General features: G+C 55.6%; 20 protein-coding genes. 12 read left to right on the top strand and 8 right to left on the bottom strand.

Annotated features, from left to right (window positions below; genetic code table 11):
• Positions 1 to 472: 472 nt before the first annotated feature.
• Entirely contained in the window at positions 473 to 1,609 is a 1,137-nt protein-coding gene (locus ABLU86_RS04160) for an MFS transporter (protein ID WP_032714795.1), read from the bottom strand.
• A gap of 91 nt (positions 1,610 to 1,700) precedes the next feature.
• On the opposite strand from ABLU86_RS04160, the gene ABLU86_RS04155 reads away from it, so the two are divergent.
• The 3 genes from ABLU86_RS04155 to ABLU86_RS04145 all read left to right on the top strand — a co-directional run bounded on the left by ABLU86_RS04155 (position 1,701) and on the right by ABLU86_RS04145 (position 6,671).
• A complete protein-coding gene (locus tag ABLU86_RS04155) occupies positions 1,701 to 2,471 on the top strand; it encodes a helix-turn-helix transcriptional regulator (protein WP_045360624.1) in 771 nt (256 codons plus the stop codon).
• 123 nt (positions 2,472 to 2,594) lie between these two features.
• Complete coding sequence (locus ABLU86_RS04150) at positions 2,595 to 4,328, top strand: alpha,alpha-trehalase (RefSeq protein WP_045360622.1); 1,734 nt, start codon at positions 2,595 to 2,597, stop codon at positions 4,326 to 4,328.
• Positions 4,329 to 4,550: 222 nt separating this feature from the next.
• A complete protein-coding gene (locus tag ABLU86_RS04145; RefSeq protein WP_045360620.1) occupies positions 4,551 to 6,671 on the top strand; it encodes a TonB-dependent siderophore receptor in 2,121 nt (706 codons plus the stop codon).
• Positions 6,672 to 6,717: 46 nt separating this feature from the next.
• Here the strand turns inward: ABLU86_RS04145 and emtA are convergent, their stop codons facing one another.
• Positions 6,718 to 7,329 carry a membrane-bound lytic murein transglycosylase EmtA gene (gene emtA, locus ABLU86_RS04140; protein ID WP_015366071.1) on the bottom strand — a complete coding sequence of 204 codons (612 nt, stop codon included), beginning with the start codon at positions 7,327 to 7,329 and terminating at the stop codon, positions 6,718 to 6,720.
• A 95-nt stretch (positions 7,330 to 7,424) separates the two neighbouring features.
• On the opposite strand from emtA, the gene ldcA reads away from it, so the two are divergent.
• Positions 7,425 to 8,339, top strand: coding sequence for a muramoyltetrapeptide carboxypeptidase (gene ldcA / locus ABLU86_RS04135; protein WP_047058136.1), 915 nt, complete (start codon positions 7,425 to 7,427; stop codon positions 8,337 to 8,339).
• A 90-nt stretch (positions 8,340 to 8,429) separates the two neighbouring features.
• Positions 8,430 to 10,163, top strand: coding sequence for a potassium/proton antiporter (locus ABLU86_RS04130; protein WP_015366069.1), 1,734 nt, complete (start codon positions 8,430 to 8,432; stop codon positions 10,161 to 10,163).
• 16 nt (positions 10,164 to 10,179) lie between these two features.
• Here the strand turns inward: ABLU86_RS04130 and dadX are convergent, their stop codons facing one another.
• On the bottom strand, positions 10,180 to 11,250 hold the full coding sequence (gene dadX / locus ABLU86_RS04125; protein ID WP_032705940.1) for a catabolic alanine racemase DadX: 1,071 nt from the start codon (positions 11,248 to 11,250) through the stop codon (positions 10,180 to 10,182).
• Positions 11,251 to 11,259: 9 nt separating this feature from the next.
• Positions 11,260 to 12,558: a D-amino acid dehydrogenase gene (locus ABLU86_RS04120; protein ID WP_015705841.1), complete on the bottom strand. Its 1,299-nt coding sequence runs from the start codon at positions 12,556 to 12,558 to the stop codon at positions 11,260 to 11,262.
• A 321-nt stretch (positions 12,559 to 12,879) separates the two neighbouring features.
• On the opposite strand from ABLU86_RS04120, the gene ABLU86_RS04115 reads away from it, so the two are divergent.
• Positions 12,880 to 14,412, top strand: coding sequence for a SpoVR family protein (locus ABLU86_RS04115; protein WP_015705842.1), 1,533 nt, complete (start codon positions 12,880 to 12,882; stop codon positions 14,410 to 14,412).
• A 52-nt stretch (positions 14,413 to 14,464) separates the two neighbouring features.
• Here the strand turns inward: ABLU86_RS04115 and fadR are convergent, their stop codons facing one another.
• The gene (gene fadR / locus ABLU86_RS04110; protein ID WP_015366064.1) at positions 14,465 to 15,184 is read right to left on the bottom strand and encodes a fatty acid metabolism transcriptional regulator FadR; all 720 of its coding nucleotides are present in this window, start codon (positions 15,182 to 15,184) and stop codon (positions 14,465 to 14,467) included.
• Between the two features lie 235 nt (positions 15,185 to 15,419).
• Between fadR and nhaB the strand changes: the two genes are divergently transcribed.
• The 3 genes from nhaB to ABLU86_RS04095 all read left to right on the top strand — a co-directional run bounded on the left by nhaB (position 15,420) and on the right by ABLU86_RS04095 (position 18,096).
• Positions 15,420 to 16,970 carry a sodium/proton antiporter NhaB gene (gene nhaB / locus ABLU86_RS04105; RefSeq protein WP_015366063.1) on the top strand — a complete coding sequence of 517 codons (1,551 nt, stop codon included), beginning with the start codon at positions 15,420 to 15,422 and terminating at the stop codon, positions 16,968 to 16,970.
• A 132-nt stretch (positions 16,971 to 17,102) separates the two neighbouring features.
• Positions 17,103 to 17,633: a disulfide bond formation protein DsbB gene (dsbB, locus tag ABLU86_RS04100; RefSeq protein ID WP_015705844.1), complete on the top strand. Its 531-nt coding sequence runs from the start codon at positions 17,103 to 17,105 to the stop codon at positions 17,631 to 17,633.
• A 118-nt stretch (positions 17,634 to 17,751) separates the two neighbouring features.
• Positions 17,752 to 18,096 (top strand): DUF1971 domain-containing protein, encoded by a 345-nt coding sequence (locus tag ABLU86_RS04095; RefSeq protein WP_348795943.1) that lies wholly within the window; start codon positions 17,752 to 17,754, stop codon positions 18,094 to 18,096.
• A gap of 521 nt (positions 18,097 to 18,617) precedes the next feature.
• Here ABLU86_RS04095 and ABLU86_RS04090 read toward each other — a convergent pair.
• The 3 genes from ABLU86_RS04090 to ABLU86_RS04080 all read right to left on the bottom strand — a co-directional run bounded on the left by ABLU86_RS04090 (position 18,618) and on the right by ABLU86_RS04080 (position 20,116).
• Positions 18,618 to 19,064 (bottom strand): YcgN family cysteine cluster protein, encoded by a 447-nt coding sequence (locus tag ABLU86_RS04090; protein ID WP_047058133.1) that lies wholly within the window; start codon positions 19,062 to 19,064, stop codon positions 18,618 to 18,620.
• A gap of 93 nt (positions 19,065 to 19,157) precedes the next feature.
• Positions 19,158 to 19,817, bottom strand: coding sequence for a fumarylacetoacetate hydrolase family protein (locus tag ABLU86_RS04085; RefSeq protein WP_047058132.1), 660 nt, complete (start codon positions 19,815 to 19,817; stop codon positions 19,158 to 19,160).
• 17 nt (positions 19,818 to 19,834) lie between these two features.
• Positions 19,835 to 20,116: a YcgL domain-containing protein gene (locus ABLU86_RS04080; protein WP_026612271.1), complete on the bottom strand. Its 282-nt coding sequence runs from the start codon at positions 20,114 to 20,116 to the stop codon at positions 19,835 to 19,837.
• A gap of 126 nt (positions 20,117 to 20,242) precedes the next feature.
• On the opposite strand from ABLU86_RS04080, the gene minC reads away from it, so the two are divergent.
• The 3 genes from minC to minE are packed head-to-tail and all read left to right on the top strand — an operon-like array spanning position 20,243 to position 22,053.
• On the top strand, positions 20,243 to 20,944 hold the full coding sequence (gene minC / locus ABLU86_RS04075) for a septum site-determining protein MinC (protein ID WP_015366055.1): 702 nt from the start codon (positions 20,243 to 20,245) through the stop codon (positions 20,942 to 20,944).
• A gap of 23 nt (positions 20,945 to 20,967) precedes the next feature.
• Positions 20,968 to 21,780 (top strand): septum site-determining protein MinD, encoded by an 813-nt coding sequence (gene minD, locus ABLU86_RS04070; protein ID WP_015366054.1) that lies wholly within the window; start codon positions 20,968 to 20,970, stop codon positions 21,778 to 21,780.
• Between the two features lie 3 nt (positions 21,781 to 21,783).
• Positions 21,784 to 22,053 (top strand): cell division topological specificity factor MinE, encoded by a 270-nt coding sequence (gene minE, locus ABLU86_RS04065; protein ID WP_015366053.1) that lies wholly within the window; start codon positions 21,784 to 21,786, stop codon positions 22,051 to 22,053.
• Positions 22,054 to 22,075 lie beyond the last annotated feature (22 nt).

Below are 22,075 nucleotides of genomic sequence, written 5' to 3'. Positions count from 1 at the left end.
AAATAAAGCAACTAAAATCAATAAGATAAAAACAAAAACATGAAATTAAGCATGATTTTAGTCAAAGAAATATGAGGGGATAAAAAAAATTTATGGGGATAAAAAAGGTTAATTTTTAAGCTAAACGCGAGCAGGGAAAGGGTAATTTTCAAGCAATAAAAGGAGATATTTCACATTAATTCCTGATTAAAACACAGGTGTAAACAATCAAATAAAATGAGAAAACTGTATTTATTTCGATTTATTACGGGATGAGGTCACAATTTTTCGCTTTATTTGTATGTAAAGATATATTTCATTAATCTAGACGAAAACAAAAACAAACAATGAATTATCATTTACAACATTATTTTAACCTCATTTTTTAGCTATTTTATAGCAGGTAATTCCTTGATTAAAATCAATATCGATTTTTCATCCACTCACAAACCTGCTAAATAGTGATTTGCGCTAATCATCACAAATCCAGAAACTAATCATCAATGTATCGCAGATAACGCCAACCGGTTAACGCGCAAATCACCGCACAGATTGCCAACGCAACGCCGAGCGATTGCCCCCACCCCACGAATGCCAGCCCCAAGCCGATAACCAAATAATAGGTCAGGCCGAACATCGCTCCGGCGCTACCACGACAATCAGCGTAGTCGCTAAGCGCCGTTCCCAGCACTACGGGGATCGCCATGGCATAGGCTGTCGCCACTGCGATCATCGGCAGCAAAAAGAACCATGAATCCGCTAACAGGCATACGCCTGCGCTGGCGAGCAATAACAGCAGACCGGCACAGATAAAAATAGGCCGCTGCCCTGCTCCACGTCGCAGCAACAAACGATTGCCCTGCGCGCCAACCAACGCCCCTGCCGCCAGCGCCATGCCGCTATAGCCAAAGGTCCGCGCATCCAGTCCCAGGCGGGCAAAAAGGAAAGGTCCCTGGCTGTAATAGCTGAACAAACCGATATTCAATGCCGCCACCAGCGCCACCGCAAAACGGATTTTCGCATCCGCCAGCATGCGCAGCATTAACGGCCAGAGCGCCTGATTCCCCGTTCGCGGCGGCCGGGTTTCCGGCATGATCACCGCGCACAGCAGCAACAGCGCCGCCGCCAGCAACGCCAGTGCGCCGAAGACGCCGTTCATTCCGCGCCAGGCCGTCAGCACGCCGCCAAGATAAACGCCAATTGCCGGGCTGATAGCCAGCGCCATGCCGACAAAAGAAAAGATCGCCGCCAACCTCCGGCCATCAAACGCATCCCGCAGCACCGTTTGCCCAACCACCGACCCGATTGCCGCGCCGAAAGCCGCCACGATACGAGCCGCCAGCAGTACGCTAAAATCTGGCGCCGCCAGCGCCAGCATACAACCTGCGGTATACACCGCCAGACCGAGCAATAACGCCGGCCGCCGCCCGCGCCGGTCGCTGAACCAGCCCCAGAACAGCACGCCAACGGCAAAGCCGATAAAATAGACCGCCAGCGTCTGCGCCGCATCGGCGGCGCTAACGGAAAAATGTGCGCTGATATCAGTCAGCGCCGGGCTATAGATCGTCTCCGCGATTTGCGGAAACATGAGTAATGCGGTAACCAGCGCCATCGCCGAACGACTTAACATATCCACCTCCCTCGTCAAAGGCGCCATTGTAGGGAGCGGCAAAAACGGCGATTATAAATATAATGACATTTAACATCGAGAATCAGACATTATGGCATGGCTCAGCGCGGATGCATCCTTTGACCCTGATACGCTCAGTGCGCCGCTGATTGGCGTACAATCCACGCTTAACGGCGATCATGACGACGGTCTGCATCGTCATCAAATGGGGCAGATGTTATTTACCCGTCAGGGTTGTATCCGGCTGACGCTAAATGATGGCGCGCTATTGTGTATGTTACCGCCGACCCGCGCGGCGTGGATCCCCGCAGGCGTGACGCACCGCGCCCAAATGCAGCACATCGTTGATTACCGTTCGGTGTGGTTCGCCAATACGCATTATCCCGAGTTACCCGCCGCCCCGGCCATCCTCAACGTTACCCCGCTGCTGCGCGAGTTGCTCGAACGCATTAGCGCCAGCCCGTGGGATACTGACTGGCAACAGGGCCCGGCCCGGCACCTGGCGGCGCTCTGCGTGGCGGAAATCGGCGCGGCAAAACATGAGCCGATGATGCTAACGCTGCCGCAGGATAAACGTCTGCGCCATCTCAACGGCCATGGGCAACCGCCGCAGCTTCAGCAACTGGCGGCGCAATGCGGCGCCGGAGAAAAGACCATCAGCCGCCTGTTTCAACGTGAAACCGGCATGTCATATCAGCAGTGGCGCCAACAGTGGCGGCTGATGAAAGCCGTTGAGCTATTGGCCAGCGGTCAACGCATTACGGATGTCGCCCAGGCGCTGGAGTTTGCCAGCGATAGCGCCTTTATCTACTTTTTCCGCAGCCAGACCGGCAAGACCCCCGGACAATACATCGCCAGGTAAATAGTCTGTTTTCGGTCAAAATGTTAACTCCAACACGCGAAGCGGCCGATATTCGGCTAAGGTTTTCTGATGGCCGTTCGCAGTGGCGCGAAGTCAGCAAAACGCAAAAATGGAGAATTATCGATGACGAGATCGGTTCTACGTCGCCCGGAAACCCTGACCTACCTTATTCAACTGGCACTGGGAGGCGCAATATTAAGCCTGGCGACATTCGCCGCGCAGGCAGATGACAACACCTCCCCGGTACCGCAATCGCCTGATGAACTATTAGGCCCGCTGTTTAACGACGTGCAGAGCGCGAAACTCTTCCCTGACCAAAAAACCTTCGCTGATGCGGTACCGAACAGCGATCCGCTGATGATCCTTGCCGACTATCGGATGCAAAAAAGCCAGGCCAGCTTCGATCTGCGCCATTTCGTCGAGATCAACTTCACCCTGCCGCGTGATAACGATCAGTACGTGCCGCCGAAAGGGCAAACTCTGCGTCAACACATCGATGGGCTATGGCCGGTATTAACCCGTAGCACCGTCGAGGTCGAGAAATGGGATTCGCTGCTGCCGCTGCCGAAACCTTATGTGGTACCCGGTGGACGCTTCCGCGAGGTTTATTACTGGGATAGTTATTTCACCATGCTGGGCCTCGCCGAAAGCGGGCACTGGGATAAAGTGGAAGACATGGTGGCCAACTTCGCCGCCGAAATAGACCGCTGGGGCCATATTCCAAACGGCAACCGCAGCTACTATCTGAGCCGTTCGCAGCCGCCGTTCTTCTCCTTTATGGTTGAGCTGCTGGCCAGCCACGATGGCGATCGGGCGCTGAAGACCTGGCTGCCACAGATGGAAAAAGAGTATCGCTATTGGATGGAAGGCGCCGATGCGCTAACGCCCGGCAAGGCCAATAAACGCGTGGTGCGTATGGAAGATGGCGCGCTGCTTAACCGCTACTGGGATGATAACGATACGCCGCGCCCGGAGTCCTGGCTGGACGATGTCACCACCGCCAAAAACAATCCTAACCGCCCGGCCACCGAAATCTATCGCGACCTACGTTCCGCCGCGGCTTCCGGATGGGACTTCAGCTCTCGCTGGATGGATAATCCGCAGCAACTGGGGACTATCCGCACCACCAGCATCCTTCCTGTCGATCTCAATGCGCTGATGTTCCACATGGAAAAAACCATCGCCCGCGCCAGTAAGGCCGCTGGCGACAGCGCCAAAGCCGGACAGTACGATGCGCTAGCGAACGCCCGTCAGAAAGCGCTGGAAAAATATCTGTGGAACGATAAAGAAGGCTGGTATGCCGATTACGATCTGAAGAGCCATAAAGTCCGTAATCAGCTGACCGCCGCGGCGCTGTTCCCGCTGTACGTCAAAGCGGCCTCCAGCGAACGCGCCGCGAAAGTCGCCGCCGCCGCCGAAAGCCGCCTGCTGAAGCCCGGCGGCCTCACCACGACCACGGTCAATAGCGGCCAGCAATGGGACGCGCCAAACGGCTGGGCGCCGTTGCAGTGGGTGGCGGTGGAAGGCCTGCAGAACTACGGTCAGAAAAAGGTGGCCATGGAGGTCACCTGGCGCTTCCTCAGCAACGTCCAGCACACCTATGACAGCAAGCAGAAGCTGGTAGAGAAATATGACGTGAGTTCAACGGGTACCGGCGGCGGCGGCGGTGAATACCCGCTGCAGGACGGCTTTGGCTGGACCAATGGCGTGACGTTAAAGATGCTCGACCTGGTTTGCCCGCAGGAAAAACCGTGCGATGCCCTGCCGGCGACCCGGCCGACGCAGACAGAAAGCGCCACCGGCCAACAGCCAGCCGCGAACGATGCCGTGGCGGCTCCGGAGAAAAAAGCCCAGTAATCCCCCTGCGCGCGGCTATATCTTCGCCGCGCTTTTCCATCGACGTCACCCCATCATCCGCTCGACAGCCAGCAAAATGTCTTCTTGCTCTGAGGAGGACTATTTTGCTTGATCATGCAAAGGCAAACGATAATAATTCGCATTATTTTTAACGAAAAAGCATTTCGTTTATTTCCGCGGCGGCGCACAGGAGTGCCAGACCGCGCTATTCAGGATTATGGCATGATCTCCTCTGTTTACTTCAAACGCTCCGCGCTGGTGTGCGCCCTCGCGGCCGCCTTCCCTCTCGCCGCACAGGCGGAAGATACTCTAATCGTTACCGCAAAGCCTGACGACTCCGCCAGCGCGCAGACACAAGGCTATAGCGCCAAAACGTCAACCGGCGCCACGAAAACCGATCAGCCGTTGATCACTACCGCCCAGTCGGTATCGGTGATCACCCGCCAGCAGATCGCCGATCAGGGCGCCAATACCGTAAGCCAGGCGCTCCAGTATACGCCGGGGGTTTATTCCAGTTTTGGCGGCGGCGCGACGCGCTTTGATACCATCTCGCTGCGCGGCTACCACGGCGGCGACGTCGATAACCTGTTCCTTGACGGCATGCGCCTGATGAGCGACGGCGGCAGCCATAACGTGCTGCAGATCGACCCATGGTTTATTGAGCGCGTCGACGTCATCCGCGGCCCCTCTTCCGCCCTTTATGGTCAGAGCGTACCGGGCGGGGTGGTCAATTTGACCTCCAAACGGCCGCAGTTCAGCCAGCAGGGTCACTTTCGCCTGACCGGCGGCACGCAAAATACCAAGGGCGCGGCCTTTGACTATACCGACGCCATCAACGACCAGTGGGCCTGGCGGCTCATCGGCATGACCCGCAGCAGCGATACGCAGTATGACCATACCCGCGAAGAGCGCTACGCGATTTCGCCTTCCTTGCTGTGGCAACCGGATAGCGATACTTCGTTGCTGTTGCGCGCCTACCTGCAAAAAGATCCCTCAGGCGGCTACCACGGCTCTCTGCCGCTGGATGGCACCCGTTACGCGCACAACGGCCGTAAACTTTCACCCAGCACCAATGAAGGCGATCCGGGTGATGGCTACCAGCGCCGCGAACAGATCTACAGCTACGAGTTCAACCACCAGTTTAACGATGTCTGGTCGGCCTACTCCGCGGGCAGCTATACCCATACGAACGTCTCGCTGGATCAGGTTTATCAGGTTGGCTGGGTAGGTGACAGCGACATGCTTTCCCGCGGCTACAGCGGTTCCCGCGGTTCGCTGGACGCCTGGTCAACCGATAACCGCCTGCGCGCCGATTTTACGACCGGTGAACTGGCGCATACGCTAATCCTCGGCGCTGAGTATCATCGCTTCCGCAACGATTTGTGGACCGGCGCCGGCAACGCGGCGCCGCTCAACCCGTTCACCGGCTATACGCCGCAAACCGGGCATACCATCACCTACAGCGATAATAATAATCGCCGTTATTACCAGACCGGGCTTTATCTGCAGGATGAGATGGTATGGAACCGCTGGCATCTTGATGTTTCCGGGCGCTACGACCGCATCGTTTCACAGCAGGTTAGCGACACCTCAGGCACGTCGAACCGCCGCTCCGACGATCACATCAGCGGCCGCGCCTCGCTGCTGTATGCGCTCGATAACGGCCTTTCGCCCTACTTAAGCTACAGCCAGGCGATTACCCCGGCGATGCTGCCGGGCGCCGATGGTACGTTATTAAAACCTACCACCGCCGAACAGGTGGAAGCAGGCCTGAAATTCCAGCCGCCGGGCAGCAGCGATTTGTATAGCATCGCGATATACGACTTGATGCAAAAGGATGTCGCCACCCGCGACCCGAACATTGCCACCGCCACCTATATTCCCGCCGGGAAAGTGCATTCGCAGGGCGTAGAGCTGGAAGCACATAACCAGATTACGCCGCAATTGAGCACTATTGCCTCTTATACCTGGAATCGTCTGCGCTTTCAGGACACGAAAGACGGCACCGATAGTAATACGCCACAGCTGTCGCCGGATCAGATGGCCTCGTTCTGGGCGCGCTATCAATTGCCGGCGGGCATTACTGTTGGCGCGGGCGTGCGCTATATCGGTAAACAGTGGGCTGATGACGCCAATACCGAACGTTTACCGTCAGTCACCCTGATAGATGCGATGGCGCGCGCCGACCTCGGAGCGTGGTCGACAGCGATGAAAGGCGCCTATATCCAGGTTAACGCGAATAATATCGGCGATCGTGAATATCTTTCCGGCTGCTACGGCACCGGCAACTGTTACTGGGGGGCTGAACGCAGCGTCACGGCAACCGTGGGCTACGATTTCTGACAACGTTGCCTCCGGGAACCTCCCGGAGGCAACACAAGGATAGGAATTACATCGCGTCCAGCGCTTTCTGCAGTTTCCAGATATAGCGCGGCGCCTGTGGAGCAGGATGCTTTTTCGCCACGTGTTCAAAGAACTCATCGGCATCGAGATCGTTAATCTCGTCAATAGCGTCCTGGCGATTCGACGAGAAAGTACGCAGCAGCGCCCCCGCGCCGTTGGCATAAGAGACCACCACCGCATAGCGCATCACCTGCGGGTCTTTAATCCCCGCCAGCGGGCCGTTTTCCAGAATGCTCAGGTAAGCGGCCCCCATCGAGATATTGCGTTCCGGATTCTTCAGCTCGCTTACCGAAGGCTGGCCACGCCACCCCATCCGTTGATAGACATCGCGCCCGGAGGTCGACGGCTTCAACTGCATCAGCCCGACCGCGCCGGATTTACTGACCACCGAGGGATTACCGCCGGATTCAATCGCGATGATCGCCGTTATCAGCTGCGGGTCTACCCCCCACGCGGCGCCGGCTTTTTCGCTAATCGGCATCCACTGCATCGACCGCTTCACCGGGACTTCCGGGTTCCACGGCGGATTGGTGTAATCGTGCTTCGAGCTACAACCGGCCAACAATACAAATAAAAAAACAAACCATCTCAATTTCACACATCTATCCTTATTGGCTGAAGTTTGCCGCACGGAGATGACAATACACGTTCCAGGCGGCATGATAACCCTTTCATTCTTTGCAAGGAATTGCCATGTCTCAGTTTTATCTGGTCGCCCCTTCCGGTTACTGTATCAATCAACAGGCTGCGGCCCTTGGCGTGGCCCGTCTTGAAGAGGTCGGTCATCAGGTACTGAACCAACAGGCGATCCCCCGTCGACAGCAGCGTTTCGCCGGCAGCGACAGCGAACGCCTGGCCGATATTAACCAACTTGCGGCCCTTGAGGGAAAAAACCGCATCGTGCTGGCGGTACGCGGCGGCTATGGCGCCACCCGGTTACTACCGCAAATCGACTGGCAGGCCTTGTCCGCGCGCCAGCAGCGGGATCCGCTGCTTATCTGCGGCCACAGTGATTTCACCGCCATCCAGATGGGACTGCTGGCTAAAGCCAACGCTATCAGCTTCAGTGGGCCGATGTTAGCGGGCAATTTCGGCGCAGAAACCCTGAATGCGTTTACTGAACATCACTTCTGGCAGGCGCTGCGCGAACCGGTGTTTACCCTCGAATGGCAAAGCGATGGCCCAACCTGCCGCGCCGAAGGCACCCTGTGGGGCGGCAATCTGGCGATGGTCACGTCGCTCATCGGCACGCCGTGGCTACCGCAGATTGACGGCGGTATTCTGGTGCTTGAGGATATCAACGAACACCCGTTCCGCGTAGAGCGTATGCTGCTGCAGTTGCTCAACAGCGGGATCCTTGCCCGCCAACGGGCCATTGTGCTCGGCAGCTTTACCGGGGCGCAACCCAACGACTACGACGACGGTTACGATCTACCCACCGTCTACGCCTGGCTACGTCAGCAACTCGCCATCCCGCTGCTGACCGGACTCGAATTCGGTCATGAACAGCGCACCGTGACTTTGCCTCTCGGCGCACGGGCACGGCTGGTCAACAACGCCTCTGTCGCAACGTTAACGATAAGCGGCCATCCGGTGCTGGCGGAATAAAAATTCCTCTCCGCGAGTATCCTGAAAACGCGCGGATTGTTAAAATGGTGTAATTTTCACCCCTTCACGCTGACAAGGAGTACGTGAACATTGGACGCCGCTGCGGTCATTAGTCTGTTTATCCTGGGTTCTGTTTTAGTAACCTGCAGTATTTTATTGAGTTCTTTCTCCTCGCGCCTCGGCATCCCGATTCTGGTTATCTTCCTCGCTATCGGTATGCTGGCAGGCGTTGACGGTATCGGCGGCATTCCTTTCGATAACTATCCCTTCGCCTATATGGTGAGTAACCTCGCGCTGGCGGTGATCCTGCTGGACGGCGGTATGCGCACCCAGGCCAGTTCGTTTCGCGTGGCACTCTGGCCAGCGCTATCGCTGGCGACGGTCGGCGTGCTGATAACCTCCGCCCTCACCGGGATGATGGCGGCATGGCTGTTCAAGCTCGATTTAATCGAAGGGCTGCTGATCGGCGCCATTGTCGGCTCCACCGACGCGGCGGCGGTGTTCTCGCTGCTCGGCGGTAAAGGGCTTAACGAGCGCGTTGGCTCGACCCTTGAAATTGAATCCGGTAGTAACGACCCGATGGCGGTATTCCTCACCATTACCCTGATTGAAATGATCCAGCAGCATGAAGCCGGTCTGAGCTGGATGTTTGTGGTGCATATCATTCAACAGTTTGGTCTGGGCATCGCTATTGGTCTTGGCGGCGGCTATTTGCTGCTGCAGATGATTAACCGTATTGTCCTGCCCACCGGGCTCTACCCGCTACTGGCGCTAAGTGGCGGGATCATGATTTTCGCCGTCACCACGTCTCTTAACGGTAGCGGTATCCTCGCGGTCTATCTCTGCGGTTTCCTGCTCGGTAATAAACCCATTCGCAACCGCCACGGCATTCTGCAAAACTTTGACGGCCTGGCGTGGCTAGCGCAAATCGCCATGTTCCTCGTCCTGGGTCTGCTGGTGACGCCGTCCGACCTGTGGCCGATCGCGATTCCGGCGCTACTGCTGTCAATGTGGATGATCTTCATCGCGCGTCCGCTGTCGGTATTCGCCGGCCTGCTGCCGTTCCGCGGTTTTAATCTGCGCGAGCGAGTGTTTATCAGCTGGGTCGGATTGCGCGGCGCGGTGCCGATTATCCTCGCTGTTTTCCCGATGATGGCCGGGCTTGAGAACGCGCGACTGTTCTTTAACGTCGCCTTTTTCGTGGTGTTGATTTCACTGCTACTTCAGGGCACCTCACTCTCCTGGGCGGCGAAAAAAGCGAAAGTCGTGGTACCACCGGTCGGCTGGCCTATCTCACGCGTCGGGCTGGATATCCATCCGGAAAATCCTTGGGAACAGTTTGTCTACCAGTTGGGTGATGATAAATGGTGCGTTGGCGCAGCGTTGCGCGACCTCCACATGCCGCCGGAGACGCGCATCGCGGCACTCTTCCGCGACAACGTACTGCTGCATCCTACCGGCAGCACGCGGCTGATGGATGGCGATATTCTTTGTGTTATCGGCCGCGAGCGCGACCTGCCGGCGTTAGGTAAAATGTTTAGCCAGTCGCCGCCGGTTTCTCTCGATCAGCGATTCTTTGGCGACTTCATCCTCGATGCGGAAGCTAAATTCGCCGACGTGGCGCAGATCTACGGCCTCGACGGCGGCGAGGAGTTTCGCGAGCATCAGCAGTCGCTGGGCGATGTGATACAGCAGCTATTAGGCGCCGCGCCGGTCGTTGGCGATCAGGTGGAGTTTGCCGGTATGGTGTGGACGGTCGCGGAAAAAGAGGACGATCACGTACTGAAGGTGGGTGTGCGGGTCGCGGAAGATGAGGCGGAGTGATCCGCCTCACACAAAGTTACACTGTCACTACCGGCACGCGTGGCGCCAGGGCGCACATTAATTCATAACCGACGGTGCCGCTGGCCGCAGCGACATCGTCAATCTTAATCTCCTGTCCCCATAACTCGACCGGCGCGCCAATACCCGCGTGCGGGCAAGGCGTCAGATCTACCGCCAACATATCCATCGAAACACGCCCGACGGTGGTGGTGCGTACGCCATCGACCAGCACCGGCGTGCCGCTTGGGGCGACGCGCGGATAGCCGTCGGCATAACCGCAGGCGACAATGCCGATGCGCTGTTCACCTGCGGCCTGATACAACCCACCGTAACCCACCCGTTCGCCGCTTTTCAGCGTCTGTACGGCAATCACTTCACTGCTGAGGGTCATCGCCGGTTTCAGGCCGCTATTGGCAATATCCCGCCACTGGCCCGACGGCGATGCGCCATACAGCACAATTCCCGGACGCACCCAATCAAAGTGCGCTTCCGGATGCCACAGCGTGGCCGCTGAGTTCGACAACGAACGCGGGCAGTCCAGCCCCTCCGCCGCCTGTTCGATACGGCGCATGGGCTCCGCGATGCCCTCCGGGTTTTCCGCATCAGCGAAATGCGACATCAGCGTCATTTCACCGACGTTGGCGAGCGATCGCAGCTGTTGCCAGACGGTATGCACTCGCTCGGGCATAAAGCCCAGCCTATTCATACCGCTATTCACTTTAAGATAGATATCCAGCGGCGCATGCAGTTTAGCCTGCTGCAGGGCTTTAATTTGCCAGTTGCTGTGTACGCTGGTGGTCAGACGATACTTATCAAGCAGCGCCAGTTCATCGGCGTGAAAGAACCCTTCCAGCAGTAGAATCGGTCCTTTCCAGCCCTTTTCCCGCAGCAGGATTGCCTCTTCGAGATTGAGCAATGCGTATCCATCTGCGGCGTTCAGCGCCTGCCACATCCGCGCCAGGCCGTGGCCATAGGCATTCGCCTTCACCACCGCCCAAACGCGCGCCCCAGGGGCGGCGCGGCGAACAATCTGTAAATTCTGACGTAAAGCCGACAGATCAATGCTGGCTTTTACCGGACGAGACATGGAGGCTCCTTAGTTATGCACGCCGTGCAGATGCTGAGCGCGAGCCGGCGTAAAGCCCGGGCTGTAACGCGCCACGGCCAGATCATCATAAGGGATCGCCGGCGTACGCCCGGAGATCAGGTCGCTCAGAAGCTGCCCGGACCCGCAGGCCATGGTCCAGCCCAGCGTACCGTGCCCGGTGTTCAGCCACAGGTTTTTGTACGGCGTACGGCCAACCACCGGCGTACCATCCGGCGTCATCGGCCGCAGGCCGGTCCAGAAGGTAGCCTGCTCAACGTAGCCGCCGCGCGGGAACAGATCGCGAACCACCATCTCCAGCGTCTCGCGGCGCGGCTTCAGCAACTCTTTATTGAAGCCGACAATTTCCGCCATCCCGCCAACGCGAATACGCTTATCGAAACGGGTAATCGCGATTTTGTAAGTCTCATCAAGGATAGTCGATACCGGCGCGCCGCTCTCTTCGGCAATCGGAATAGTCAACGAGTAGCCTTTCAGCGGATAGACCGGGATATCCACCAGCCCTTTGAGCATCGCGGTGGAGTAAGAACCAAACGCCATCACGTAGGCGTCGCCCTTAATAATTTCTTCGCCACATTTCACACCGGCGATTTGATCGCCTTCGTAAAGCAGCGCATCGACGGCGGTATTAAAGCGGAAAGTCACCCCTGCCGCCTCGGCCATCGCCGCCAGACGGGTGGTGAAGAGCTGGCAATCGCCGGTTTCATCGTTTGGCAGGCGCAGGCCGCCGGTCAGTTTATGGCTGACTTCCGCCAGCGCCGGTTCGACTTCGCGCAGGCGGTTGGCTTCCAGCAGTTGATACGGCACGCCGGCCTCTTCCAGCACGGCGATATCGCGAGTGGCGTTTTCATACTGTTTTTCGGTGCGGAAAAGCTGCAGGGTGCCCCCCTGGCGGCCTTCATACTGGATACCGGTGGTTTCACGCAGCGCTTTCAGGCAATCACGGCTATATTCCGCCAGGCGCACCATACGCCCTTTGTTTTCCATATAGTGGCGGGTATCGCAGTTACGCAGCATCTGCCACATCCACTTGAGCTGGAACTGCGTGCCGTCAAGGCCAATCGCCAATGGCGCATGGCGCTGGAACATCCATTTAATCGCCTTCAGCGGCACGCCCGGCGCCGCCCACGGCGCCGCGTAGCCGGGAGAGATCTGCCCGGCGTTGGCGGCGCTGGTTTCTTCAGCGGGCCCTGGCTGACGGTCGATAACCGTCACCTCATGTCCCGCCTGGCTTAAATACCAGGCGCTCGCTACCCCAACCACCCCACTTCCCAGTATGACGACTCGCATAGCCACTCCGTAATAGTTAAAGAACAATCATCTAATTACAAATTGATAACCCAGATGAAAATATTATTCAACATACGCTTTATTTATGGTGACTTATCTCACACCAAACCGCACCAGCACTGACACCAGAGATTTACGATCTCCTGCTGCGCTTTATTTTTCCTCAGTATAAAATGCTGCACAAATGTTAAATTAAGGCCTTTAGGATTGTGAAATCGCGAAGAAAAGAAATTACCCGCAGACGCAGTTTGTTATGGCGTGTTCTATGCTTGATAAGAGGTTCTCCACAAAGAGAGAACCACCAACAACGAGGGCGCGCTAATGGCTACGATTGATTCCATGAACAGGGACACCACCCGGTTAAGCGATGGACCCGACTGGACTTTTGAACTGCTGGAAACCTATCTCGCCGAGGTCGATCGGGTGGCGAAGCTGTATCGTCTTGACACCTATCCGCATCAAATCGAGGTGATCACCTCCGAACAGATGATGGACGCCTACTCCAGCGTCGGGATGCCGATCAACTATCCCCACTGGTCGTTCGGCAAAAAATTTATCGAAACCGAGCAGGCATATAAACACGGTCAGCAAGGTCTGGCCTATGAGATAGTCATCAACTCCAACCCTTGTATCGCTTATTTGATGGAGGAGAACACCATTACCATGCAGGCGCTGGTGATGGCGCACGCCTGTTATGGGCACAACTCCTTCTTTAAAAACAACTATCTGTTCCGCAGCTGGACCGATGCCAGCTCAATCATCGACTACCTTATATTCGCGCGTAAATACATTACCGAATGTGAAGAGCGCTACGGCGTCGATGAAGTCGAAAAATTGCTCGACTCCTGCCATGCGCTAATGAACTACGGTGTCGACCGCTACAAACGCCCGCAGAAAATATCGCTGCAGGAGGAGAAGGCGCGACAGAAAAGCCGCGAAGAGTATCTGCAAAGCCAGGTGAACATGCTGTGGCGTACTCTGCCAAAACGGGAAGAGGAAAAAGCCATCGAGGCGAGCCGCCGTTATCCTTCCGAACCGCAAGAGAACCTGCTGTACTTCATGGAGAAGAACGCGCCGCTGCTTGAGTCCTGGCAGCGCGAGATCCTGCGTATCGTGCGTAAGGTCAGCCAGTATTTTTATCCGCAGAAACAGACTCAGGTGATGAACGAGGGTTGGGCGACATTCTGGCACTACACCATCCTCAATCATCTGTATGACGAAGGAAAAGTGACAGAGCGCTTTATGCTGGAGTTTCTGCACAGCCACACCAACGTAGTGTTCCAGCCGCCCTACAACAGCCCGTGGTACAGCGGGATCAACCCCTACGCGCTGGGTTTCGCCATGTTCCAGGATATTAAACGTATCTGCCAGTCGCCAACGGAAGAAGATCGCTACTGGTTCCCGGATATCGCCGGTTCCGATTGGCTGGAGACGCTGCATTTCGCCATGCGCGATTTTAAAGATGAGAGCTTTATCAGCCAGTTCCTGTCGCCGAAGGTGATGCGCGATTTCCGCTTGTTCACCGTACTCGACGACGACCACAATAATTACCTGGAGATTTCCGCCATTCATAATGAGGAAGGCTATCGGGAAATTCGTTCTAAGCTGTCGGCGCAGTATAACCTCAGCAACCTCGAACCGAATATTCAGGTCTGGAACGTTGACCTGCGCGGCGACCGTTCGCTGACGCTGCGCTATGTGCCGCACAACCGCGTGCCGCTGGATAAGAGCCGCCGCGAGGTACTCAAACACGTTCACCGCCTGTGGGGCTTTGACGTGATCCTTGAGCAGCAGAATGCCGACGGCAGCGTTGAGCTGTTGGATCGCACGCCGCCGCGGCAGAACGCGCTGTAAGGCTGAAAAAAATGCCCGGATTTTCCGGGCCTTTTTATAGAGTGAGCCGTACTTAGCGCATATTAATGGCTAAATCGCCGGGCAGCGTTTTTTGCATCCGATGCCAGATCTCGCCGCTGTTGTGGCCATAGGCGCGGACGATTTCGTACACTTTATCGTGCTGACTTTCTTCGCACACTTTCGCCAACTGGTGATAGAAACCCAGCGCCAGGCTACGCGCTTCCGGATTAGCAAAATAGTGACGGCCGATGCGGGTATACAGCCCCTTCATGCCGTTGAGGATCAGACCGTAGATCGGGTTGCCGGAGGCAAACGCCAGACCGCGGAAGATGTTGTAATCCAGCTCGGCGAAAGCGTCGGCATGATCTTCAACTTCACGGGCGGTAGACAGTACCTCCAGCGCTTTGTCCGGGTGCTGGCGGAAGGCGGTACGAATAAAAATCGTCGAGATATTGGTTCGCACCGACAGCAAGTTATCAATCAGTTGCGGCACGCTATCGTGGTCGAGGCGCGCCAGCGTCTCAAGAATATTCAGTCCGGAGGTTTCCCAGAAGTTGTTCACCTTCGTCGGTTTACCGTGCTGGATAGTCAGCCAGCCATCACGGGCCAGACGTTGCAACACTTCGCGCAGAGTTGTTCGGGTCACACCAATCAGTTCAGAAAGTTCACGTTCAGCAGGGAGAATAGATCCAGGCGGGAAACGGTTATTCCAGATACTTTCAATGATGTACTCTTCCGCGAAACCCGCAGGGCTTTGCGCCTTAATGACCATAGTAAGATTTCCATTACACAGCGTTGCAAATTGCACTCATCATACCAGAGCAGTCATACGCCAGATAGCATCTGAAAGTAATTAAAAGGGGATCGCCGTTTCATTTTCAGCTTTTGATTAACGCCTTCCATTACCTGTCATGCGCCGCGAAGAAAGTTGCTTCCCTTTTTACTCAACTGGTAATCTTGCAATAGTTACGCATAAAATCATGTTGTTTGACGGAAGGACCTCTGTCGTGGAAATGTCTTATGGCCGCGCCCTGTGGCGCAATTTTCTTGGCCAGTCGCCAGACTGGTACAAGCTTCTCCTGATTATCTTCCTGGTGGTTAACCCGCTGGCGTTTTATCTGCAACCATTTGTTGCCGGTTGGCTGTTAGTGGTGGAGTTTATCTTCACCCTGGCGATGGCGCTCAAATGCTACCCGCTACTGCCTGGCGGCCTGCTGGCGATAGAAGCGGTGCTGATCGGTATGACCAGCCCCGAACATATCCGCGAAGAGATAGCCAATAATCTCGAAGTCCTGCTGTTGCTGATGTTTATGGTGGCCGGGATCTATTTCATGAAGCAGCTATTGCTGTTTATTTTTACCCGTCTGTTGCTGGGGATCCGCAGCAAGATGCTGCTGTCGCTGGCCTTCTGCCTTGCGGCCGCTTTTCTCTCCGCCTTCCTCGACGCGCTCACCGTTGTGGCGGTGGTCATTAGCGTGGCAGTAGGCTTTTACGGCATTTATCATCGCGTCGCCTCCGCGCGGCCTGATGATAACGACATGCTTGATGACAGCCACATCGATCAGCATTACCGCGACGTGCTCGAACAGTTCCGCAGCTTTTTACGCAGCCTGATGATGCACGCCGGCGTCGGTACCGCCCTCGGCGGCGTGATGACCATGGTCGGCGAACCGCAGAACCTGATTATCGCCAAAGCCGCCGGCTGGCACTTCGGTGAGTTCTTTATCCGGATGTCGCCAGTAACCCTGCCGGTTATCCTGTGCGGTCTGATGACCTGCCTGCTGCTGGAAAAATTTCGTCTGTTCGGCTACGGCGAGCCGCTGCCAATACCGGTGCGCAAGGTATTGCAGGATTTCGACGACCGTAGCCGCCAGAGCCGCAGCCGCCAGGATCGGATGCGCCTTATCGCCCAGGGTATCATCGGCGTATGGCTGATTGCTGCCCTCGCCCTGCATCTGGCGGAAGTTGGCCTGATTGGCCTCTCCGTTATCGTGCTGGCAACCACCTTTTCCGGCGTGACCGACGAGCACGCCATCGGTAAAGCCTTTACCGAAGCGCTGCCGTTTACCGCCCTGCTGACGGTGTTTTTCGCCATCGTAGCGGTGATTATCGATCAGCATCTGTTTGCCCCAGTGATTGAGTTCGTCCTGCAGGCTTCGCCGCACGCTCAGCTATCGCTGTTCTATCTGTTTAACGGCCTGCTGTCGTCCATCTCCGATAACGTCTTTGTCGGTACGGTCTATATCAACGAAGCAAAAGCGGCGCTGGAGCATGGCGTTATCAGCCTGCAGCAGTTTGAAATGCTGGCGGTCGCCATTAATACCGGCACTAACCTGCCCTCCGTCGCCACCCCCAATGGCCAGGCCGCGTTTCTGTTCCTGTTGACCTCGGCGCTGGCGCCGCTGATCCGTCTCTCTTATGGCAGAATGGTGTGGATGGCGCTGCCTTATACCATCGTGTTAACGCTGGTCGGCCTGCTGTGCGTCGAAACCCTGTTGATGCCGGCCACCCAGTGGATGCTCAGCCACGGCTGGTTGACCACCCCAATACTGCCGTAATTGCGCAGCCCGTTACCCGGGTTCACCTCGGGTAACGAATATTCATTTACGTAATATTTTCCGACTAGCGGATGGCGTCGCGGTAGTTTTCGTTTACACTGCCATGATTTAGCATGTTCCAGGGAAATGATTATGTTGCAATACTTAAACCAGTGCTCACGGGGACGCGGCGCCTGGCTCTTGATGGCGTTAACCGCTTTTATACTTGAATTAGTGGCGCTGTGGTTCCAGCACGTGATGCTGCTGCAGCCCTGCGTGTTGTGTATTTATGAACGCTGCGCCCTGTTTGGCATTATGGGCGCCGGACTGGTGGGCGCTATCGCGCCGAAAACCCCGTTGCGCTACGTCGCGCTGCTGATCTGGCTGTACAGCGCCCTGCGCGGTCTGCAGTTAGCCTGGGAGCACACCATGATTCAGCTGCACCCTTCTCCGTTCCAGACCTGCGATTTCGCCGCGCGTTTCCCGACGTGGCTGCCGCTGGATAAATGGCTGCCGCAGGTATTCGTCGCCACCGGCGACTGTTCCGTGCGCCAGTGGGAATTCCTGACGCTGGAGATGCCGCAGTGGCTGGTAGGCATCTTTGCCGCTTATCTGGTCATCGGTCTGCTGGTGCTGATCGCTCAGCCATTTAAGGCTAAAAAACGCGATCTGTTCGGCCGTTAAGTTATCCTGCCAGATAGTACACGCTCCTTCGGGGGCGTTTTTTATGCCTGTAAGTTGACGACGCCCCTTTAAAGATGCATATTAAATGCATCTTATATACATCACTGAGGAGCTCACCATGTCTCACCTGCGTATCCCGGCTAACTGGAAAGTTAAACGCTCCACTCCGTTCTTCACTAAGGAAAATGTTCCGGCGGCGCTGCTCACCCATCACAATACTGCCGCTAACGTTTTCGGTCAGCTGTGCGTCATGGAAGGAACGGTAACTTACTACGGTTTTCATGACGAGCAGGCTACCGAGCCGGAGATGAAAGTCGTCATTAACGCCGGGCAGTTCGCCACCAGCCCACCGCAGTATTGGCACCGTATCGAGCTCAGCGATGATGCCCAGTTCAATATTAACTTCTGGGTTAAGGATGAAAGCCACGGCGAAGACGGCCTGTTCCACGCAAAGAAAAGCTAATCCCCTGATGCGCAAGCGGTTGATCATCGACGTCCGGATGTTTAAAGTCGTTACCCGAAAGGCTCGTCTTGTTTGAGTCTGAAATGGGATAAGTCACCATGAGCATAGTCTGGTATATGACGCTAATCTGCATTGTCGTAGCGTATTTAATGATGAGTTTCCTGCCCATCTGATCGCCGCAAGCAGTCACCGCGCCGGGGTGACCTGGCAGCTCGTCAACGCCCTCTCAGCCCGGCCACCGCGCCGGGTCTATTTTTTTCTACATCTGCTTTACAAATATTCCTAAAGTTCCCCGCCCCCGCGCCGATGATGAAATGCCAAACACACCTGGTGATGATGACTTAAATGTGGGGTTTCCGATGAGTAGAAACGGCTGGCGTTCGCTTAGTGTTGTTATTTTTCCATGCGCTTTCTTGTGGGCGGGGATTATCTGGCTGGCATTGAGAATGATGGGATATTAATGCGAACAAAGAACCGGGCCGCGCAGGCAGGGAATGCCCGGTTCTAATATTTTGATGAGTTTACTGCGCCCAGTCTGGTTTGTTTAAAATATGGTCCTGCCAGTCGACGACGGTAGACTCTTTTACCGCTATATGGCGCACGGAAATACGTTCGCCGTGCATCGCCACTTTTGAGCCGGTCAGCAGCGGGTGCCAGTGCGGCAGCGCTTTACCTTCCGCCAGCAGGCGATAGGCGCAGGTGTGCGGCAGCCATTCGAAGGTCGGCAGATTATCACGCGTGAGTTTGATGCAGTCCGGTTCGTACTCGAAGCGACGCTCGTAGTTACGGCACTGGCAGGTTTTAAGGTTGAGCTGACGGCAGGCGACGTTGGTAAAGTAAATCTCGTCGGTATCTTCATCCATTAGCTTATGCAGGCAGCACTGTCCGCAGCCGTCGCACAGTGATTCCCACTCCGCGTCGGTCATTTCATCCAGTGTTTTTTGTTGCCAGAAAGGTTGTTCGCTCATTGGGATGTCCGTCATTACAATTCAGGGTGCACCTTATAACCAGTCTGGCACGCCGATGCAAGTTTTGCCGCCCCAAAAGGCGGCAAGCGGACGTTACAGCACGCGGGCGGATAACGTCAAACCATTGAAGCCGACTTCCAGCTCATCGCCGCTGGCGAGCGGCCCGACCCCCTCCGGGGTCCCGGTCAGAATGATATCGCCCGCTTTCAGCGTAAAGAAGCGCGACATATAGGCAATGAGCGGTACGATCTTATGAATCATATCCGCAGTCGTCCCCTGCTGGCGAACTTCACCATTAATCTTCAGGCTTAGCGGCATATTTTGCGGATCGCCGTTGAACTCGGCGGCAGGAATAAAACCGGAGATTGGACAGGCGTTATCGAACCCCTTAGCTTTCTCCCACGGTTGCCCGGCCTTTTTCATCTTGCCCTGAATATCACGCAGGGTGAGATCCAGCGCCACGCCATAACCGGCAATCGCCTTACGCACGTGGTCTTCGCTGGCCTGGCGCAAGGTGCTGCCAATTAGCACCGCCAGTTCAACCTCATGATGCACCGAGCCCAATCCTTCAGGCAGTACCAACGGCTGGCGGATATCGCATAGCGCCGTTTCAGGTTTAATAAACAGCACCGGTTCTTCCGGCATCGCGCTGCCCATCTCCTTAATATGTTTTGCGTAATTACTGCCAACGCAAACCACTTTGCTCACTGGATAATCCAGTAACTCACCCTGCCAGTTATGATGTTGGTACATTATTTTCCCTCAATGGGTTAATCGGATTTATTCCCCTGTTCCGCGAGGTGTTTCTTAAGTAGATTCTCAGGAGGGGGAGGAAGTTGAAGGTAATAGCCCTGATCGACGAGCGCTTGTTTTACTTTTTCGAGGTCAGCGTTAGCCAGCGTCTTGCGCCCGTCGAGCGGCAGCAGCATGGTCATCTGCGGGGTGCCGAAGCTTGCCATCAGTTCCGGCGGGACGCGCGAGAAATCGTCCTTTTTTTCGACATATAAATAGGTTTGTTCACGTTTAGTACTTCGATAGATCACACAAAACATAGTTTTACTCGGAATTAGACCCGTGGTCACTTGCCTCAATATATGAGTGACTATAACATGCCTTTTAGTCTTCGGAATATCACCGCACTTCGGCGGATGATAAACAGCAAATTGAGTAAGGCCAGGATGTCAAATACGCCAATCGAACTTAAGGGCAGTAGCTTCACCTTATCTGTCGTTCATTTGCACGATGCAAATCCCGAGGTTATTCGTCAGGCGTTAGAAGACAAAATCGCCCAGGCTCCCGCTTTTTTACGTCATGCACCGGTCGTGGTCAACATCAGCAGTATTGAAGAGAGCGTCGACTGGCGCCCGATGCATGAAGCTATCGTCGCCACCGGTTTACGCATCATGGGGGTGAGCGGTTGTAAAATTTCCCGCCTGAAAACGGAAATCGACCGCGCCGGGATCCCGCTACTGACGGAAGGAAAAGAGAAAATCGTTCGTCAGGCGCCGCCGCCGGAACCCGTTGAACCGCCACCAGTTGCTACGCCGATCACAAAAACGCGTTTGATTGATCTGCCGGTACGTTCCGGTCAGCGCATTTATGCGCCACACTGTGATCTAATTGTTACAAACCATGTGAGTGCCGGAGCGGAACTTATCGCTGATGGTAACATCCATGTGTATGGCATGATGCGGGGACGTGCGCTGGCTGGCGCAAGCGGCGACAGAGATGCCCAAATATTTTGTACTAACCTCTCGGCGGAACTGGTGTCCATCGCAGGGGAATATTGGCTGAGCGATAACATCCCAGCTGAATTTTATGGCAAAGCGGCGCGCCTGCGTTTAGGCGACGGTGCTTTGACAATTCAACCGTTCAATTAATCCCTTTTTAACAAGGAATTTCTATGGCACGCATTATTGTTGTGACTTCGGGTAAAGGGGGCGTTGGTAAGACCACCTCCAGCGCGGCCATCGCTACTGGTTTGGCCCAGAAGGGAAAGAAAACTGTCGTTATCGACTTCGATATCGGCCTGCGTAACCTCGACCTGATTATGGGATGCGAGCGTCGGGTGGTTTATGACTTCGTCAACGTTATCCAGGGCGATGCCACTCTCAATCAGGCGCTAATCAAAGATAAGCGTACTGAAAATCTCTATATCCTTCCGGCTTCTCAGACCCGTGATAAAGACGCGCTGACCCGCGAAGGCGTAGATAAGGTTCTTGAAGAACTGAAAAAGATGGACTTCGATTTTATTGTCTGCGACTCCCCGGCAGGCATCGAAACCGGCGCGCTGATGGCGCTGTACTTCGCTGACGAAGCCATCATCACCACTAACCCGGAAGTCTCCTCCGTGCGCGACTCCGACCGTATCCTTGGCATTCTGGCCTCCAAATCCCGCCGCGCGGAAAATGGCGACGAGCCGATCAAAGAGCACCTGCTGCTGACGCGCTACAACCCAGGTCGCGTGAACAAAGGCGACATGCTGAGCATGGAAGACGTGCTGGAAATTCTGCGCATCAATCTGGTGGGCGTGATTCCGGAAGATCAGTCCGTGCTGCGCGCATCGAACCAGGGCGAGCCGGTCATTCTGGATACCGTTTCAGATGCGGGTAAAGCCTATGCGGATACTGTGGATCGTCTGCTCGGAGAAGAACGTCCTTTCCGCTTCATCGAAGAAGAGAAGAAAGGTTTCCTCAAACGCCTGTTCGGAGGATAAATTATGGCATTACTCGACTTTTTTCTCTCGCGAAAAAAGAACACGGCTAACATTGCGAAAGAACGCCTGCAAATCATCGTCGCGGAGCGCCGCCGCGGCGACGCGGAACCGCATTACCTGCCGCAGCTGCGCAAAGATATCCTGGAGGTCATCTGTAAATACGTGCAGATAGACCCTGAGATGGTCAGCGTTCAGCTGGAACAGCGTGATGGTGATATTTCGATTCTCGAGCTGAACGTGACCCTGCCAGAAGCTGAAGAGTCGAAACCCTGACCTTGTTGTCGCATTAACGGCA

This window comes from Klebsiella sp. JN_Kp121 (assembly GCF_040062145.1).
GTDB lineage: Bacteria > Pseudomonadota > Gammaproteobacteria > Enterobacterales > Enterobacteriaceae > Klebsiella > Klebsiella aerogenes.
Note: the sequence above shows the minus strand (reverse complement) of the source record. Positions and strands in the feature narration are given on the sequence as shown.

What these genes read in the sequence shown, in the direction of transcription:
- ABLU86_RS04160 (WP_032714795.1), bottom strand. Translation starts at nt 1,609, where the DNA reads ATGTTAAGTCGTTCGGCGATGGCGCTGGTTACCGCATTACTCATGTTT.
- ABLU86_RS04155 (WP_045360624.1), top strand. Translation starts at nt 1,701, where the DNA reads ATGGCATGGCTCAGCGCGGATGCATCCTTTGACCCTGATACGCTCAGT.
- ABLU86_RS04150 (WP_045360622.1), top strand. Translation starts at nt 2,595, where the DNA reads ATGACGAGATCGGTTCTACGTCGCCCGGAAACCCTGACCTACCTTATT.
- ABLU86_RS04145 (WP_045360620.1), top strand. Translation starts at nt 4,551, where the DNA reads ATGATCTCCTCTGTTTACTTCAAACGCTCCGCGCTGGTGTGCGCCCTC.
- ldcA (WP_047058136.1), top strand. Translation starts at nt 7,425, where the DNA reads ATGTCTCAGTTTTATCTGGTCGCCCCTTCCGGTTACTGTATCAATCAA.
- dadX (WP_032705940.1), bottom strand. Translation starts at nt 11,250, where the DNA reads ATGTCTCGTCCGGTAAAAGCCAGCATTGATCTGTCGGCTTTACGTCAG.
- ABLU86_RS04120 (WP_015705841.1), bottom strand. Translation starts at nt 12,558, where the DNA reads ATGCGAGTCGTCATACTGGGAAGTGGGGTGGTTGGGGTAGCGAGCGCC.
- ABLU86_RS04115 (WP_015705842.1), top strand. Translation starts at nt 12,880, where the DNA reads ATGGCTACGATTGATTCCATGAACAGGGACACCACCCGGTTAAGCGAT.
- fadR (WP_015366064.1), bottom strand. Translation starts at nt 15,184, where the DNA reads ATGGTCATTAAGGCGCAAAGCCCTGCGGGTTTCGCGGAAGAGTACATC.
- dsbB (WP_015705844.1), top strand. Translation starts at nt 17,103, where the DNA reads ATGTTGCAATACTTAAACCAGTGCTCACGGGGACGCGGCGCCTGGCTC.
- ABLU86_RS04095 (WP_348795943.1), top strand. Translation starts at nt 17,752, where the DNA reads ATGTCTCACCTGCGTATCCCGGCTAACTGGAAAGTTAAACGCTCCACT.
- ABLU86_RS04090 (WP_047058133.1), bottom strand. Translation starts at nt 19,064, where the DNA reads ATGAGCGAACAACCTTTCTGGCAACAAAAAACACTGGATGAAATGACC.
- ABLU86_RS04085 (WP_047058132.1), bottom strand. Translation starts at nt 19,817, where the DNA reads ATGTACCAACATCATAACTGGCAGGGTGAGTTACTGGATTATCCAGTG.
- ABLU86_RS04080 (WP_026612271.1), bottom strand. Translation starts at nt 20,116, where the DNA reads ATGTTTTGTGTGATCTATCGAAGTACTAAACGTGAACAAACCTATTTA.
- minC (WP_015366055.1), top strand. Translation starts at nt 20,243, where the DNA reads ATGTCAAATACGCCAATCGAACTTAAGGGCAGTAGCTTCACCTTATCT.
- minD (WP_015366054.1), top strand. Translation starts at nt 20,968, where the DNA reads ATGGCACGCATTATTGTTGTGACTTCGGGTAAAGGGGGCGTTGGTAAG.
- minE (WP_015366053.1), top strand. Translation starts at nt 21,784, where the DNA reads ATGGCATTACTCGACTTTTTTCTCTCGCGAAAAAAGAACACGGCTAAC.